Genomic DNA, 15,934 nt, shown 5'->3' on the forward strand with positions numbered 1-15,934 from the left:
AGCGGGACACCCCTCCGTCACGCGCTTCGCGCGCGCCACCTCCCCCTTGCAGGGGAGGATTTTCAGCCGAGCGCGGCCTGTTTTTCGTCGGCGAGGCGTTTCATTTCGGCCTTGCTCTTCTTTTCGCTGGCGGACTTCAATTGCCCGCACGCCGCCATGATGTCGCGCCCGCGCGGGGTGCGGACCGGGGCGCTGATGCCGCCTTCGAACACGATGTCGGAAAAGCGCCTGATCCGCTCGGGCGTCGAACATTCATAGTCGGTGCCGGGCCAGGGATTGAAGGGGATGAGGTTGACCTTGGCCGGAAGCTTGTAATGGCGCAGCAGGCGGACCAGTTCGCGCGCATCCTCGTCGCTGTCATTCTTGTCGCGGATCATCACATATTCGAAGGTGATGCGCCGGGCGTTGTTCGCGCCCGGATAGGCGGCGCAGGCGGCGAGCAGTTCGTCGATGCCGAACTTGCGGTTCAAGGGCACCAGTTCGTCGCGCACTTCCTTGGTCACGCCATGGAGCGAGACGGCAAGGTTGACGCCGATCTCCTCGCCCGCGCGCGCCATCATCGGGATGACGCCGGAGGTCGAAAGTGTGATGCGCCGCTTCGAGAGGGCGAGGCCGTCGCCGTCCATCACGACCCGAAGCGCGTCGCGCACATGGTCGAAATTGTAGAGCGGCTCACCCATGCCCATCATGACGATGTTGGTGAGCATCCGCCCGTCCGGCGTATAATGCGAGGCTTCGTCGCTTTCGTCGTCGTTCGCGCTCGCCATGTTGCCGCGCGGCCATTCGCCCAGCGCGTCGCGCGCCAGCATCACCTGTCCGACGATCTCGCCCGGCGTCAGGTTGCGCACGAGGCGCATCGTGCCGGTGTGGCAGAAGCTGCAGTTGAGCGTGCAGCCGACCTGGCTGGAGACGCAGAGCGTGCCCCGGTCCGCGTCGGGGATGAACACCATCTCATAATCCTGCCCGTCGTCGGAACGGAGCAGCCATTTGCGGGTGCCGTCGCTCGACACCTGTGCTTCAACCACCTGCGGGCGGCCGACGACGAAGCGTTCGGCCATCCAGCCGCGCATGGGCTTGGCAAGATCGGTCATGGCGTCGAAATCGGTGACGCCGCGATGATAGAGCCAGTGGAACACCTGCTTGGATCGCAGTTTCGCGGCTTTTGCGTCCAGCCCGGCTTCCTCGAACATGGCTTTGATCTGCGGGCGGGACAGGCCCATGAGGTCGCTGCGGCCATCTTCGCGCGGGGTGACGGCGCGGGGCACGGGCACAGGATCGAGAGGGCCGGGAATCGGCATCAGAGGGCTGGCGGCTGACTGCATGACCGCGCCCATAGCGGATTTTTGGGGCGAATGTAAGGTGCGGGCCTTGTCTAGCGCAGCCGGGCGCAGCCCAGAGCGGCGGCGTCGATGGCCGTGGCTGCGCCGCGCAGGGTGTAGCTGTCGGCGAAACCGTGCCCGTCCGATCCGACCGTCGCGACGCTCATCCCGGTGGCCGAGCGCATGGCGGCGATCACCTGCGCGTCGGCCCGGGCGTCGGGCGCCCATGCGTCCATCTGGCCCGCGACCAGCGTGAAGCGGCGTTCGCCCACCTTGAGCAGCACGGGCGCGTCGGGGCGGCGCGGGCGGCTCAGGCGGAAATGGATCTGGCCGCGCACCTTCTGGCGGGGCCATGTGCCGACCGCGGCGAAACCGCGGGGACTTTGCCCGGCGCGCACGACCGGCTGGGCGATGGCGTAGCAGCGCGGCCCGGCGGGATCGCGGAATGCGCCCCAGCGATCGAACACGCCCAGCGAATCGCGCGCCTGCACAGGCGAGGCGGCGAACAGGAGCGGCAGGAAAAGGGCGGCGGCGCGGCGCATCGTCAGGGCAAAGCGCATGGCCGACGCTTTGGCAAGTCCCGACACTGCGCAGAGCTACCCCGCAAAAGCCCACAGCGCCGCTTGCAGGGGGCGCAACAGCGGTTATGAAGAAGCATCCATCATTGTCGCCGGGATTCGACCGGATCGCGGCCCAGCAGAAAAGAAACGGACTGAACAGGGACATGAAGGCCACCATCGAACGCGCAACGCTCCTCAAGAGCCTGAGCCACGTCCAGTCGGTGGTCGAGCGGCGGAACACCATTCCGATCCTGTCCAACGTGCTGATCGAAGCGTCGGCGGACGGCGCGATCCGCCTGATGGCGACCGACCTCGACCTTCAGGTGGTGGAAAGCGTGGCGGCGCAGGTGGAGCAGGCGGGCGCGACCACGATTTCGGCCCACACCCTGTTCGACATCGCGCGCAAGCTGCCCGAAGGCAGCCAGGTGTCGTTGCAGGCGGCGGAAGGCAAGATGCTGATCCAGGCGGGGCGCGCGCGCTTCAACCTGTCGACCCTGCCGCGCGACGATTTCCCGGTGATCGCCGAAGGCGACCTGCCCACGCGCTTCGAACTGCCGGCCGAAACGCTCAAGCAGATCATCGACAAGACGCGCTTTGCGATTTCGACCGAAGAGACGCGCTATTATCTCAACGGCATCTATTTCCATGTGTCGGAAGAGGCCGAGCCGGTGCTGAAGGCGGCGGCGACGGACGGCCATCGACTCGCCCGCGTGACCGTGAGCCGCCCCGACGGCGCGGAAGGAATGCCGGGCATCATCGTGCCGCGCAAGTGCATCGGCGAACTGCGCAAGCTGCTCGACGAGGTGGACGGATCGGTGCAGGTCAGCCTGTCGGCGAGCAAGATCCGGTTCGACCTCGGCAGCGCGATCCTGACCAGCAAGCTGATCGACGGCACCTTCCCCGACTATAGCCGGGTCATCCCGACCGCGAACGACAAGCTGCTCAAGATCGACCCGCGCAGCTTCGAGGACGGCGTCGACCGCGTCGCCACCATCGCCACGGAAAAGACCCGCGCGGTCAAGATGAGCCTCGACCGCGACCGCATCACCCTGTCCGTCACCAGCCCGGAAAACGGCACGGCGGCGGAAGAAGTGCCCGGCGCGTTTCAGGGCGAGGGTTTCGACATCGGCTTCAACGCCCGTTACCTGCTCGACATATTGGGTCAGATCGACAGCGATCTTGTCGAACTGCATCTGGCGGACGCCGCCGCGCCCACGCTGATCCGGGAAAATGACGAAAGTCCGGCGCTTTACGTGCTGATGCCGATGCGCGTCTAGATGCCTGTCGAAACGGCGCGAAGGTAATCCAATATCAAGGAGTGAGCGCTACCTCTTTGCGCCATGTCCTTTCTTCGCGCGAAACGTTCCGACACGTCCACCCGGCCCATGACATTGATGGTTGCGCTGGGACTCGCCGAAAGCGGAACCGAGGTTTCCGCGTCGTGGATTTCGGGCGCGTTTCCCTATATCGCGCGGCTGTGGCCGCTGATGCTGCTGGCCAAGCTGTGCGTCATGCTGCTGATGGGGCTGACGCCGCTGTCGGGCGGTTGGGGTTTCGGAACGGTGCTGGCCGCGATGGTGCTGATCGACACGGCGCTGGTGCTGGTTCCGCGCGAGTCGCGTTTCCGGGCGCTGCGGCCGCATCATCAGAACTGGCTGATGCTGCCCGGCATGTTCCTTTCGGGATTGAGTTTCAGCCTGTGGCTGGGGCAGCCGGGGCAGATTGCGGATGGCAGCCTATTCCTTGCGGCGGTGCCGGAACTGGCCGTCGCGCTGCTGGCCGTGTGCATCTTCGGCGACCGCAGGCTGCTCGGCATCAGCTATTTCCTCGGCGCGCTGCTGGTGTCGGTGGTGCGCAGCGCGGGCGTCGTGCAGGTCGCGATGCTGGTGAGCTGCACGCTCATCATGCTGATCGCCACGCTGCGGCAGGCGACGGTCGACCGGGCGGCGGCGATCGAGCGTCATCGGCAGGATCTGCGTGCGCAGCGGTCCGACCGGCTGCTGCTGGAACATGAGCGGACCGGGCGCGGCTGGTTCTGGGAGACGGACAGGACCGGGTGCCTCACCTATATTTCCGAAACGCTGGCGCGCACGCTCGACGTGACGGCCGACGCGCTGATCGGCCGGGCGATCACCGACATCGTGCGCTCGGGCGACCGGAAACAGGGCGATGGCGAACGGACGCTGGGGTTCCACCTGTCGGCGCGCACGGGCTTTTCCGACATTCCCGTCTGCGCCGCGATGGTGAAGGACGAGGAGCGCTGGTGGTCGATTTCCGGCCAGCCGGTGTTCAACGAATATGGCCAGTTTCACGGCTTTCGCGGATCGGGCACCGACCTTACCGAAATGCGGCGCAGTCAGGCGGAGGTGACGCGGCTCGCCCAGTTCGATTCGCTCACGGGTCTCGCCAACCGCATCCAGATGCTGCGCTCGCTGGAGCAGGCGGTCGCCGAACGGCATGGCAAGCAGGGCGAATGCACGCTGATGATGCTGGACCTCGACCGGTTCAAGAGCGTCAACGATACGCTGGGCCATCCGGCGGGCGACGCGCTGTTGCGGCAGGTGAGCCAGCGCCTGCAGCGCGTGGTCGGCGAAAAGGGGCTGGTCGGGCGGCAGGGCGGCGACGAGTTCAAGATATTGCTTCCCGGCGGTCACGACCGCACCGCCATCGCGCATCTGGCGCAGGCGATCATCAGCGCGGTGTCCGAACCCTATATGATCGAGGGCACGGCGGTCGTGATCGGCGTGTCGGTGGGGATTTCCGCCTGCCCGCAGGATGGCGTGACCGCCGACGCGCTGATCCGCAACGCCGATCTGGCGCTTTACGCCGCCAAGGGCGACGGGCGCGGGGTGCACCGTTTCTACTCGTCGGAAATGCATGCGGATGCGGAGGACAGGCGGCAACTGGAGGAGGATCTGCGCCGCGCTCTGGTGGAGGATGGACTGCATGTCGTCTACCAGCCGGTCGTGTCGTCGATCACCGAGCGGATCACGGGCTATGAGGCGCTGCTGCGCTGGACGCATCCGGTGCGCGGCGCGATTTCGCCCACGCTGTTCGTGCCGATTGCCGAGGATACGGGGCTGATCGGCCAGATCGGCGACTGGGTGCTGCGCACCGCCTGCCGCGACGCGGCGCAGTGGCCGGACGGGGTTCGCGTTGCGGTCAACGTGTCGCCGACCCAGTTCGCCAATCCCGCCTTCCCCGCGACCGTGGTGAGCGCGCTCGCAGGCGCGCAGCTTGCGCCCGGGCGGCTGGAGCTGGAGATCACAGAAAGCGTCTTCCTGACCGACGACGACGGCACCGATTCGATGTTCGCGCGGCTGAAGACCATCGGCGTCCGGCTGGCGCTCGACGATTTCGGGACCGGCTATTCCTCGCTCGGCTATCTCAAGAAAGCGCCGTTCGACAAGATCAAGATCGACCAGAGCTTCGTGCGCGGGGCGGCGATGAAGGGCAGCCGCAACAGCGCGATCATCAAGGCCATCGTCAGCCTCGCCGAAGCGCTGGGGATGGATACGACTGCGGAGGGGGCGGAGACGCAGGACGAGCTGGACCTGATCCGCCAACTGGGTTGCAGCCACATCCAGGGCTATATCTACGGCCGCCCGATGATCGCGGCGGACGTGCTGGCGGCGCAGAAGCTGGTCGGCACCGCCGCGTCGCCGGCCGGGTTCAAATCCAGCCGTCCCGAGCGCAAGACGATGCTGCGCACGGTCGCCATCCACCATGACGGCCACATCTACAGCGGACGCATCCGCAACATCTCTTCGACGGGCGCGCTGATCGAGGGGCTGTGGAACGTGCCCGCGGATACGCGCTTCGCCGTGGAGTTCGGCGAAGGGCAGTTCGTGAATGCGACCGCGCGCTGGTGTCGCGAGGACCGTATGGGTGTCGAGTTCACGGAAGAGATCGACATGGCCCTGCTGCGCAGCATACCGCGCGCGCTAGCAGGCTGAACGGGCGCGCTACCGGCGCCCGCCCGAGAAATCGGGGAAGAAGAGCTTGCGGAAGCTGATCGAGATGGTGCGGCCTTCGGGGTCGAGATAGCCCGGCTGGTAGCGCAAAGGCGTCATGCCGGTGGCGTCGGTCACGTCGCGCCGCTGGTTGAAGAGATTGTCGATGCCGATGGAGAGGCGCGCGCCGCGCAGAAAGGGCATCTGCTTCACCAGCGCGGGCATCTGCGTGAAATTGGCGAAGAGGCGCAGGTTCGCCGTTGCGAGGCTGCCGAAATCGAGCCGCGACGCGCCGCCCAGCGCGCCATCGACATAGGTGCCGCTTTCCCAGTCGACGCCGAGCCGCGCGCCCAGCCCGTTGTTGGTGTAGCCGATGCGCGCCTGAAGCTCGTGCCGGGGCTGGCCGCCGGACGATCCGGTGGCGTCGCCGTCCAGCAGGTTGAGCGGCGCGACGCCGGGCGCGATCAGGATGGATTCGGTGAAATGCCATGTGTGATAGAGGCTGAAGCTGAGGCGTCCGCCGCCCCCGCCGCCGCGTCCGCCGCCGCCAAAGCCGCCCGGCCCGCCGAAGCCACCGCCGCCCGGCCCGCGTCCGCCACCGGGGCCGCGCGGACCTGCGCCCGGTGCATCGCCGCCCGGCGGGGGAGGCGGCGGGGCTGCGCCATCCGGTCCCGCGCCGTCGCGCGTGCGTCCACGCATGAAAGCGGCGCGGATGTCGTCCAGCTCCTTCGGCCTGTCCTCCGGCTTCGCACCCCCCGCGCGCCATGCTTCGACGACTTTCTGGATGTGGGATTTCAGAGGAATGGAAAGGTCGAAGCCCCAGCGCAACTGCTCGCTCTGCGCGCGCAGGAAGTTGAGCGGGCGCGCGTCGATCTGAAGCAGGGTGCCTTCCGGGTCGCGCAGGAAACGCTGTTTGAAGGCGTCCTCCAGCGCAGGCGTGGGCGATGGAAAGGCGGCGATGGGATTGCGGGTGCGGCTGTTGAGGTAGGTGGCGGTCAGCGTCAGATTGGGCTTTTCGAAGGGTTTCACCGTGGCGCTGAGACGGAACTGATCGCGCACGCTTTCGACCAGTGCGTCATTGCCGCCCGTCTGCTGGGTCACGAACACGGTCTGGCCGGTGCGATAGTCGAAGACCGGGACGCCGGGCGTGAAGACGGGGGGATCGGTGATCTGCGCGCCGGTGGGGGCAGCGCGGTCCTGATTGGCGGAGGCGAGGATCTGGACCGCTTTCACCGGCTGCCAGCGCAGGCCGTAGCCCAAGGTCGAAAGCGTGCCGAAGTCGGAATAACGCTGCGCGGCGGCGTTGAGGTTGACGCCCACATCGCCGACCGCGCCCAGCACGCCGCGCGAGCGGCTGGTGAGCGGCAGGTCGATGCTGATCTGGCCGCTGCCAATTTCGCGGTTGTAATCGGTGCCGCTTTCGATGCCGCTGCGCACCGAACGGCTTTCGAAGCCATTGGCCGACGCGCCGATGCGGATCGAGGTCGTGACCTTTCCGGCGGGGAGGGTGAATGGCGATCCGCTCACCAGCAGGTCGCCCTGCAATGCCTGACTCTTCGCGCGGGCGCTGTCGGAAAGGCGCGTGGTGAGGAGGCTGGCGGGGAGGTCGCCATAGGGGTTGAGCGCGGGGTCGCCCGCATCGAGCGCCGCCTGCACGCCGCCGAGCGCGAAGCCGCGGTCGGTGCGGGTGCGCGTGATCGACAGGTCGCCATTGCCGGTGAAGGACCACATCCAGCCGCGCGCGAGCTGACCGTTGAGCGTCAGGCCGATATGGCCGGTCGTGCTGCGGACGCTCTGGCCCAGCGCCCCGTCCTGCCCCAGATAGCGGTAGAGCGTCACGGGCGCGGCGAAGGGGGAGAAGGGATTGCCTGCGGGCAGGGTCAGGGCGGCCTGCGGCAGACCCTGAAGCGAGTCGCTGTCGGACAGTTCAAGGCGTCCGTTGAGCGTCGCCGACACGCCGCCCAGCGCGCGGGCAAGCGTCGCGTTGGCGGAGAAATTCTCGGTCGCGGGGCTGAGTGTGCGATAATCGGTGAGGTCGCTGACCGACGCGGCGTTCGCGCCGGGGACGAAGCTGGCGAGCGTGGGCATGCCGGTCGCCGCGCCGGCGGGAACGGCGGCGACGGTCACGGGCTGTCCCGCGAGCGCGGACAGGGCCGGGTCGATCTGGCCGCCGCGCACGGTGGAGGCGATGTTGCCGCCGAGCGCATAGGGGCGCGCCGGGGCGGTGGGGACGATGCCGCGCTCGCTTTCCAGCAGGCTGGCGGCGCGGTTATATTGAAGGTTCAGCGTGAAGCGGTTGTCGCCCCGGATGCGCAGGATGCCCCCCTGCGCCTCTCCGCTCTCCCGCCCGCCCTGCGTCGTCGTGCCGCCCTCAAGCTCCGCCGTTTCGGCGCGGAAGCGCTGGCGCAGCACGACGTTCAGCACCTTCTGCGTCGGGGCATAGCCGTAGGAGAGCGCGACCTGTTCGGGCAAAATGTCGATGCGGGCGACGGCTTCGGACGGGATGTCGCGGATTTCGGCGAAGCTCGATATGCGCTTGCCATTGAGGAGGATGATCGGCGTGCCGTTGGTCTGGGGCGAGAGTTCGCTGACGATGTCGGCGATGGACGTGACGCCGAGCGTGCGAATGTCGGCGGCGGAAAGCTGCTGTTCGGGTTCGACATCGCCCATGACCGCGCCGCGCTGCGGCTGGCCGGTGACGATGATCTCATCCTCGTCCATGGCCTGAGGCGCCGGGCCGCGCGGCTGCTCCTGCGCCATGAGGGCGCCGGGCGCGACGCCGAGGAGGAAAGGCAGCAGGACGATGGTTGCGGAACGGCGCAAGGAAACCCCCGATTGTCTTGAATATGCTCCGGTCCTAGCGCCGACTTGTCGCAGGATAGTGGCAAGGACGCGCGAAATTTGTCGCAACCTGTATCAGCGCGCTGTTACAAGGCGGGAATGCGCAGCCTCTATCCGCCCATCGACCCTTATGCCAGCGGCTATCTGGAGGTCGGGGACGGCCATAGTCTCTATTGGGAGCGGGCGGGCAGGCCCGGCGGGAAGCCTGCGGTGTTCCTGCATGGCGGGCCGGGGGGCGGCATTTCGCCGGAGCACCGGCGGCTGTTCGACCCGGCGCGATACGATGTGCTGCTGTTCGACCAGCGGGGGTGCGGGCGCTCGACCCCGCATGCGGGGCTGGACGCGAATACGACATGGCATCTGGTCGCCGACATCGAGCGGCTGCGCGAGACGATGGGCGTGGACAGATGGCTGGTGTTCGGCGGAAGCTGGGGATCGACGCTGGCGCTCGCCTATGCGCAGACGCATGTGGAGCGCGTGACCGAACTGGTGCTGCGGGGGATCTTCGGCGTTCGGAAACGGGAGATCGACTGGTATTATCAGGATGGCGCGAGCCGCTTCTTTCCCGATAAGTGGGAGCGGTTCGTCGCGCCCATCCCGGAAGCGGAGCGCGGCGACATGGTCGCGGCCTATCGCCGCATCCTGACCGGCGACGACCGCGCGGCGCAACTGGCGGCGGCGCGAGCGTGGAGCGTGTGGGAAGGGGAGACGGTGCGGCTGCTCCCCGATCCGGCGCTGTCGGCGGCGCACGATGCGGACGATTTCGCGCTCGCCTTCGCGCGGATCGAGAATCATTATTTCAGCCATGGCGGCTGGATGGAGGACGGGCAATTATTGCGCGACGCCGGGCGGCTGGCGCGGGTGCCGGGCGTGATCGTGCAGGGCCGCTACGACATGGCCTGCCCGCCCGAAACGGCCTGGGCGCTGCACCGGGCATGGCCGCAGGCGCGCTTTGAGATGATCGAGGGGGCGGGCCATGCGTTCAACGAACCGGGCATATTGGACGCCCTGATCCGCGCGACGGACGGGTTTGCCGCCTAGCGCGTTTCCGGGCCGAGCGCGGGGTCGAGGTCGCGCGGGCGGGTGAAGCTGACGAGGGTGGCGCTGTTTTCACGCACGTCCTTCCAGCGATCGACATCGAGGTCGAGCACGGCGAGGCTGGCGGTCGGGAATTTGACCTCCACATCCTCGCGCAGCTTGTTGTCGGCATCTTCGGGCACCAGGTCGAGGATCAGTTCCTCCAGCCCGGGATTATGCCCTGCCATCAGCACGCTGTCCGCGCTGTCGGGAAGGTCGCGCACCACGTCCATCAGGGTCGAGGCGGAAGCGAGGTAGATGCGCCGGTCCCAGTGGGGTTCGAGCTTTTCGCCATAGCCCGCGAAGAAGGTTTCGAGCGTCTGGATCACGCGGACGGCGGGCGAGGCGGCGAGCCGGTCGAAGCGCAGACCCTTGCGCGCGGCATGATCGCCCATCAGGTGCGCCGCCTTTTCACCGCGCCGGTTGAGCGGCCGGTCGAAGTCGCGCGGCACGGGATCGTCCCAGTCCGATTTGGCGTGGCGCAACAGGGTCAGGCGCTTCAACTCACTCTCCCGTCAGGGCAGGCCGGATTCGTTTCCCTGATGCCCCAAAGCGGCGGGTTGGCCAAGCGATTGATCGCGCGGGGGAGAACTGACCGCGATGATCGCCTCGTCGAGGGTCAGGCGGCGCACCGGGGTGCCGGGCGGAAAGGCGGTGAGGAGGCGGCTGGGCATCGCGGCGGAGAGGATGACGAACCGGCCCCGGTCCTCCGCGCGGCGGATGAGGCGTCCGAACGCCTGCGCCAGCCGCGCCCGGATCAGGCGGTCGTCATAGGCATTGCCGCCTCCGGCCAGCCGGCGGGCGGCGTGGAGCACGGTGGGCTTCGACCATGGCACGCCTTCCATCACGACGAGGCGCAGCGAATGGCCGGGCACGTCGACCCCGTCGCGCAGGGCGTCGGTGCCGAGCAGTGAGGCGCGCGGATCGTCGCGGAAGATGTCGACCAGCGTGCCGGTGTCGATCGGATCGACATGCTGGGCGTAGAGCGGCAGGCCCGCGCGGGCGAGGCGGTCGGCGATGCGGGCGTGGACGGCGCGCAGGCGGCGGATCGCGGTAAAGAGGCCGAGCGTGCCGCCGCCTGCCGCTTCGATGAGGCGGGCGTAGGCGCCCGAGAGCGCGGCGATGTCGCCCCGTTTGATGTCGGTGACGATGAGGACTTCGGCGCGGCCAGGATAGTCGAAGGGGCTGGCCGCTTCGAACGCCTCCGCGCCGTGGGGGAGGTGGACCGCCCCGCTGCGGGCCAGCGCATTGTCCCACTCTCCCCCGCCCTTGAGCGTCGCGGAGGTGACGATGACGCCTTGCGCGGGCCTGAGCACCGTTTCGGCGAGCGGGCGCGTGGGATCGAGCCAGTGGCGGTGGATGCCGATGTCATATTCGCGGCCCTCGACCCGGTCGACCGTCATCCAGTCGACGAAATCGGGATCGGCCGGTCCGCCGATCCGCGCGAGCAGGGCGAGCCATGCGGCGATGAGGTCGCGCCGCCAGCCCAGCGAGGCGACCGCCCCCTCGATCCGCGCGCGGGCCGGGCCGTCGAGCCAGTCGGGGGCGTCCTCGATCACCGCTTCGAGCCTGCGGGCGAGGCGGACGAGCGGCTTGATGAGCGCATCGAGGGCGAGCGCGGCTTCCTGCGCGGCTTCGACCAGCGCGCCGTCCGGTTCGGCCAGTTCGGTTTCGAGGCCGTAGCCCGCGTCCGCCTCCCCCGCGTCGGCGGCGCGGGCGTAGACGGTGCCGCGCACGACGGCGAGCAGGGCTTCGAGCGGGCCGAAAGGTTCACCCGCCACCACGCGCTTCAGCCATTCGTCGGCGGGGAGCGCCTGCGCCGCGTCGACGGCGGCGCGGATCGCCTGTCCGCCTTCCTCGTCATAGCTCGCCATGTCGGAAAGCCGCGCGGCAAGGCCGCGTCGCCGCCCCCGCGATCCACCCTCCGGACCCATGATCCAGCGGCGCAGCTCGATCGCCTCCTGCCCTGACAGCGCGACGGAGAAGGTCGAATCGGCGGCGTCGAAGAGATGATGGCCTTCGTCGAAGATGATGCGCTGGGGCCGCTGGCCGGTTTCCCGACCGCGCGCGGCGTTGATCATGACGAGCGCATGGTTGGCGATGACGATGTCGGCGTCCGCGCTGGCCCGCGCGGACCGTTCGATGAAGCATTTGCGGTAGTGGGGGCAGCCCGCATAGATGCACTCGCCGCGCCGGTCGGTGAGCGCCGTCGAGCCGTTGCGGCGGAAGAGGGTGGGGAGCCAGCCGGGCAGGTCGCCGCCCACCATGTCCCCATCCTTGCTGAACGCCGCCCAGCGCGCGACCAGTTGCGCGAGGATGGCGGCGCGTCCCGAAAAACCGCCTTGCAGCGCGTCTTCGAGGTTGAGGAGGCAGAGATAATTTTCCCGCCCCTTGCGCACCACCACGCGCCGCGCGGCGAGCGCCGGATCGGGAAAGAGGCGCAGCGACTCGCGGTCGAGCTGGCGTTGCAGCGCCTTGGTGTAGGTGGAGACCCAGACCGTGCCCTGCGCTTGCCCCGCCCAGAGCGACGCGGGGGCGAGATAGCCCAGCGTCTTGCCGATGCCGGTGCCCGCTTCGGCCAGCAGCATGTTGGGCTGGTCGCGATGGGCGCGGGGGCGGAAGGCGGTGGACGCGGCGGCGGCATAGGCGCGTTGCCCCGGACGCGGTTCGGCCTGCGCGCCGGTGAGCGCGTCGAGCCGGGCGAGCACGTCGGCTTCGTTCAGGCTGACGGTGCGGGGCGCGGGGCGGGGCTGCGCCTCCTCCCACTCGGGGAGTTTGGAAAAGAGCCAGCGTTCCGCCTCACGCGGGCGGGGGATGCGGAGGGCGACGAGCGGCGACCAGGCCCAGCGCAGGCGGTGAAGCGATTGCGCGGCGGTCCATGCCCCCTCCCGCTCGGTCCAGTCGGGCGCTTCCATCCGGTCGAGCATCGCGGCGGCGGCGGCTTGCAGCAGCGCGGGAATGTCCGACTCGGCGGTGGGGACGCGCAGGCCGAGCGCTTCCGCCAACCCCTTGGGCGTGGGAACCAGAAAGCGGGCGGGATGGAGGAAGGCCCAGAGTTCGAGCAGGTCGAGGCCGTTGAGTTCGGGATAGCCGAGGCGCTGGCCCGTCAGCGGGGCGTTCAGCAGCAGAACCGGGGTTTCGGCGGCGCGGGCGATGGCCTGCCCCTTCGCCAGCCCCTGCGTATGGCCGCCTTCGCGCAGCCAGATGCCGCCATGGCTGGCGTGGAGGGCGGGCAGGACGGCGGGGTCGATCACATCGCCGATTTAGGCGAGGCGGAACAAAAGGAAAACCTTAAATGGCGTTCGGTCAGCTAATGCGCCGCCCAAAGCCGCCCATCGGTGGCGGAGCAGCCGGGCGCGGCTGCATGGCGGAGGCTGCGGGCTGGGGTGTGCGGGCCATTTCCAGCCGGTCGAACAGCGGACCGTCTGTGAGCGGAAAGGGAAAGCGAATGCCCATACGGTCATCTTCCGACCACTGGACCGTGCCGAATACAGTATAACCGTCAAGGTCGATCTGGCATTGTGAGCGTGGCGGCAACGAGCAGCCGAAGATCTGCGCGCCGCCCTCGGTCAGGTCGACGATCGAGCCTTCCAGGCTATCCAGCACCGTCGTGATGACGACGGGGATGTCCACAGCGATGCGCTCGCGGCTCCGCTTGACTTGCATTTCGCCTCCAATCGCAAGCGATTATCAAAGATCAGGGTTAAGAATGATTTAAACCGCAACCGAAACTAACCCGATTTTTCCTTTAATAACACAGTTTTCTTTATCGACGCGAGGGGCTACGGGAAGCGCGCTATGACTATATCCGACATGTTCCGCAATGCCGCTTTCGCGTCAAAGGCCTGGCCCTATGAGGAAGCGCGCAAGCTTTTGAAGCGTTATGCCGATGGCGCGCCGGAAAAAGGGCATATCCTGTTCGAGACCGGCTATGGCCCCTCGGGCCTGCCGCATATCGGCACCTTCAACGAAGTGCTGCGCACGACGATGGTGCGCAATGCCTTTCACGCGCTGTCGGACGTGCCGACGCGGCTGGTGGCGTTCAGCGACGATATGGACGGTTTGCGCAAGGTGCCGGACAATGTGCCCAATCAGGCAATGCTGACCGAGCATCTGGGCAAGCCGCTGACGCAGGTGCCCGATCCGTTCGGCAAATATGAGAGTTTCGCCCATCACAACAATGCGATGCTGCGCGAATTTCTCGACCGGTTCGGCTTCGACTACGAGTTCGTGTCAGCGACCGAACAGTATCGCGCGGGTGCGTTCGACGAGGCGCTGCGGCAGGTGCTGCGGCGCTATCAGGCGATCATGGACATCATGCTGCCGACGCTGCGCAAGGAACGGCAGGCGACCTATTCGCCCGTGCTGCCGATTTCCCCCAGGAGCGGCGTCGTGCTTCAGGTGCCGGTCGAGGTGATCGACGCCGAAGCGGGTCTGGTGCGCTTCGAGGATGAAGGCGAGACGGTCGAGCAGTCGATCCTGTCGGGCGGCGCCAAGCTGCAGTGGAAGGTCGACTGGGCGATGCGCTGGTATGCGCTGGGCGTCGATTACGAGATGGCGGGCAAGGATCTGATCGATTCGGTCACGCAGTCGTCCAAGATCTGCCGCGCGCTGGGTGGCCGCCCGCCCGAGGGCTTCAACTACGAGATGTTCCTCGACGAAAAGGGCGAGAAAATCTCCAAGTCCAAGGGCAACGGCCTCAGCCTCGAACAATGGCTGACCTATGGGCCGCAGGAAAGCCTCGCCTTCTACGCCTATCGCGAGCCGAAGAAGGCGAAGCAGCTCCACATGGGCGTCATTCCGCGCGCGGTGGACGAATATTGGCAGTTCCGCGTCAATTACCCCAGGCAGGCGGTCGAGCAGCAACTGGGCAACCCCGTCCACCACGTCCATGACGGCAAGCTGCCGCAGGGCGAACTGCCAGTGACGTTCGGGCTGCTGCTCAACCTCGTCGGCGTGATGGGCGACGCGAGCCGGGATCAGGTGTGGGGCTATCTCCAGAACTATGTGCCGGGCGCGAGCGCGGAGACCTATCCCGAACTCGACGCGCTGATCGGCCATGCGCTTGCCTATCACCGCGATTTCGTGGCCCCGACGCTCAAGCGCCGCGCGCCCGATACGAATGAGGCGGCGGCATTGCGCAGGCTGGACGCGGAACTGGCGGCGCTGCCTGAAGGCGCGTCGGCGGAGGACATCCAGAATATCGTCTATGCCATCGGCAAGGACGAGGCGTTCGGTTTCGCGGAGCTGCGCGACTGGTTCAGGGCGCTCTACCAGACACTGCTGGGCGCGGATCAGGGGCCGCGCATGGGCAGCTTCATCGCGCTTTATGGTATCGCAAACAGCCGCAGGCTGATCGCCGACGCGCTGGCGTCCTGACGTCAGTCGGGCGGAACTTTCGGACGGTTGGATCGTTTGCGTATCGGTCCACCCCCCTTTCGGACTGGTGGCGTGCTGTAAAGCGCGCGTCATCGGCCGCGGCCGCCCGGAAACGGGCGGCGCGGCCAAGACGGGGGCAGCAAAACGGCCCGGAGCATCGCCGCTCCGGGCCGTTTTCCGTTAATGGCCGCTTACCAGAAGAAGCCGCGATTGACTTCGATCACGCGCCCGGTGCGGACATTCACCAGCAGCACGTCATTATAGTGACGGACCCAGCGCAGGTCGCGCCCGGCGGGGCGGAGGCGGTAGCGATAGGGATCGCTGATATAATAGCGCGGCGCATAATAGTTGGGACGAAGCGTCGCGCCGACATTCCACTGGTTGTAGCGGAAGGGGGCGTTCCAGCGACCCGCGCGATAGACGTCGCGGTGGCTCTGGCGATAGTCGCGCCAGTCCTCGCGCGCCTCGCGGCGGGCGTCGCGCACATCGCGGCGCTCCTCGCGAATGTCGCGGCGGTTGCCATGACGCTGCGCCTGACGCAGGTCGCGCTGCTCCTCGCGCAGGCGCTGCTCGCTGCGGCGGGCTTCGCCATAGGACTGCGCCGACGCAACGGTCGGAACCACGGTGGCGGCCAGCAGGCCCGCGACGATCAGTTTACGCATTTTACGCATATCTGTTCTCCCATATTGTGCGACGCGGGCGGGGGCACCCGCATCAACAGAGCCGGATATGCGCCGGACAGGCTGAATGTTCCGGGAATGGGACTGTCAGACTCCAGTCATTTATGTCGCAAAGTGTAACGGGC

11 protein-coding genes are annotated in these 15,934 nt (G+C 67.5%); 4 read left to right on the forward strand and 7 right to left on the reverse strand.

From position 1 onward, the window contains the following. Positions 1–62: 62 nt before the first annotated feature. Together rlmN and SAMIE_RS19315 are read right to left on the reverse strand one after the other, a co-directional pair. Positions 63–1,322: a 23S rRNA (adenine(2503)-C(2))-methyltransferase RlmN gene (gene rlmN, locus SAMIE_RS19310; RefSeq protein ID WP_066696800.1), complete on the reverse strand. Its 1,260-nt coding sequence runs from the start codon at positions 1,320–1,322 to the stop codon at positions 63–65. A gap of 50 nt (positions 1,323–1,372) precedes the next feature. Next, on the reverse strand, positions 1,373–1,861 hold the full coding sequence (locus SAMIE_RS19315; protein WP_066696801.1) for a hypothetical protein: 489 nt from the start codon (positions 1,859–1,861) through the stop codon (positions 1,373–1,375). Between the two features lie 182 nt (positions 1,862–2,043). On the opposite strand from SAMIE_RS19315, the gene dnaN reads away from it, so the two are divergent. Together dnaN and SAMIE_RS19325 are read left to right on the forward strand one after the other, a co-directional pair. Continuing rightward, on the forward strand, positions 2,044–3,156 hold the full coding sequence (dnaN, locus tag SAMIE_RS19320) for a DNA polymerase III subunit beta (protein ID WP_066696803.1): 1,113 nt from the start codon (positions 2,044–2,046) through the stop codon (positions 3,154–3,156). 108 nt (positions 3,157–3,264) lie between these two features. Continuing rightward, positions 3,265–5,835 carry an EAL domain-containing protein gene (locus SAMIE_RS19325; protein WP_083952355.1) on the forward strand — a complete coding sequence of 857 codons (2,571 nt, stop codon included), beginning with the start codon at positions 3,265–3,267 and terminating at the stop codon, positions 5,833–5,835. A 9-nt stretch (positions 5,836–5,844) separates the two neighbouring features. Here SAMIE_RS19325 and SAMIE_RS23585 read toward each other — a convergent pair whose 3' ends face one another. Then, positions 5,845–8,655, reverse strand: coding sequence for a TonB-dependent receptor (locus SAMIE_RS23585; protein WP_066696298.1), 2,811 nt, complete (start codon positions 8,653–8,655; stop codon positions 5,845–5,847). 117 nt (positions 8,656–8,772) lie between these two features. Here SAMIE_RS23585 and pip point away from each other — a divergent pair, with 117 nt between their 5' ends. Continuing rightward, entirely contained in the window at positions 8,773–9,714 is a 942-nt protein-coding gene (gene pip, locus SAMIE_RS19340; protein WP_066696300.1) for a prolyl aminopeptidase, read from the forward strand. Here the strand turns inward: pip and SAMIE_RS19345 are convergent. Genes SAMIE_RS19345 through SAMIE_RS19355 form a run of 3 tightly spaced genes read right to left on the reverse strand, consistent with a single transcriptional unit; the run spans position 9,711 to position 13,416 of the window. Then, entirely contained in the window at positions 9,711–10,253 is a 543-nt protein-coding gene (locus tag SAMIE_RS19345; RefSeq protein ID WP_066696302.1) for a SixA phosphatase family protein, read from the reverse strand. The two genes, pip and SAMIE_RS19345, sit on opposite strands and share 4 nt — an antisense overlap. Before the next feature lie 12 nt (positions 10,254–10,265). Next, positions 10,266–13,004, reverse strand: a complete 2,739-nt coding sequence (locus SAMIE_RS19350; RefSeq protein WP_066696304.1) for an ATP-dependent DNA helicase — start codon at positions 13,002–13,004, stop codon at positions 10,266–10,268. Between the two features lie 52 nt (positions 13,005–13,056). Further along, complete coding sequence (locus SAMIE_RS19355) at positions 13,057–13,416, reverse strand: PilZ domain-containing protein (protein WP_066696306.1); 360 nt, start codon at positions 13,414–13,416, stop codon at positions 13,057–13,059. Positions 13,417–13,548: 132 nt separating this feature from the next. Between SAMIE_RS19355 and SAMIE_RS19360 the strand changes: the two genes are divergently transcribed. After that, a complete protein-coding gene (locus SAMIE_RS19360) occupies positions 13,549–15,129 on the forward strand; it encodes a lysine--tRNA ligase (protein ID WP_066696308.1) in 1,581 nt (526 codons plus the stop codon). 191 nt (positions 15,130–15,320) lie between these two features. On the opposite strand, the gene SAMIE_RS19365 is transcribed toward SAMIE_RS19360, so the two are convergent. Further along, complete coding sequence (locus SAMIE_RS19365; RefSeq protein WP_066696310.1) at positions 15,321–15,791, reverse strand: RcnB family protein; 471 nt, start codon at positions 15,789–15,791, stop codon at positions 15,321–15,323. Positions 15,792–15,934: the final 143 nt, after the last annotated feature.

Source organism: Sphingobium amiense, from assembly GCF_003967075.1.
Taxonomy (GTDB): Bacteria; Pseudomonadota; Alphaproteobacteria; order Sphingomonadales; family Sphingomonadaceae; genus Sphingobium; species Sphingobium amiense.

Coding starts and splice junctions, on each gene's coding strand:
- dnaN (WP_066696803.1), top strand. CDS start 2,044: ATGAAGGCCACCATCGAACGCGCAACGCTCCTCAAGAGCCTGAGCCAC.
- rlmN (WP_066696800.1), bottom strand. CDS start 1,322: ATGCAGTCAGCCGCCAGCCCTCTGATGCCGATTCCCGGCCCTCTCGAT.
- SAMIE_RS19325 (WP_083952355.1), top strand. CDS start 3,265: ATGACATTGATGGTTGCGCTGGGACTCGCCGAAAGCGGAACCGAGGTT.
- SAMIE_RS19315 (WP_066696801.1), bottom strand. CDS start 1,861: ATGCGCCGCGCCGCCGCCCTTTTCCTGCCGCTCCTGTTCGCCGCCTCG.
- SAMIE_RS19360 (WP_066696308.1), top strand. CDS start 13,549: ATGACTATATCCGACATGTTCCGCAATGCCGCTTTCGCGTCAAAGGCC.
- pip (WP_066696300.1), top strand. CDS start 8,773: ATGCGCAGCCTCTATCCGCCCATCGACCCTTATGCCAGCGGCTATCTG.
- SAMIE_RS19365 (WP_066696310.1), bottom strand. CDS start 15,791: ATGCGTAAACTGATCGTCGCGGGCCTGCTGGCCGCCACCGTGGTTCCG.
- SAMIE_RS19355 (WP_066696306.1), bottom strand. CDS start 13,416: ATGCAAGTCAAGCGGAGCCGCGAGCGCATCGCTGTGGACATCCCCGTC.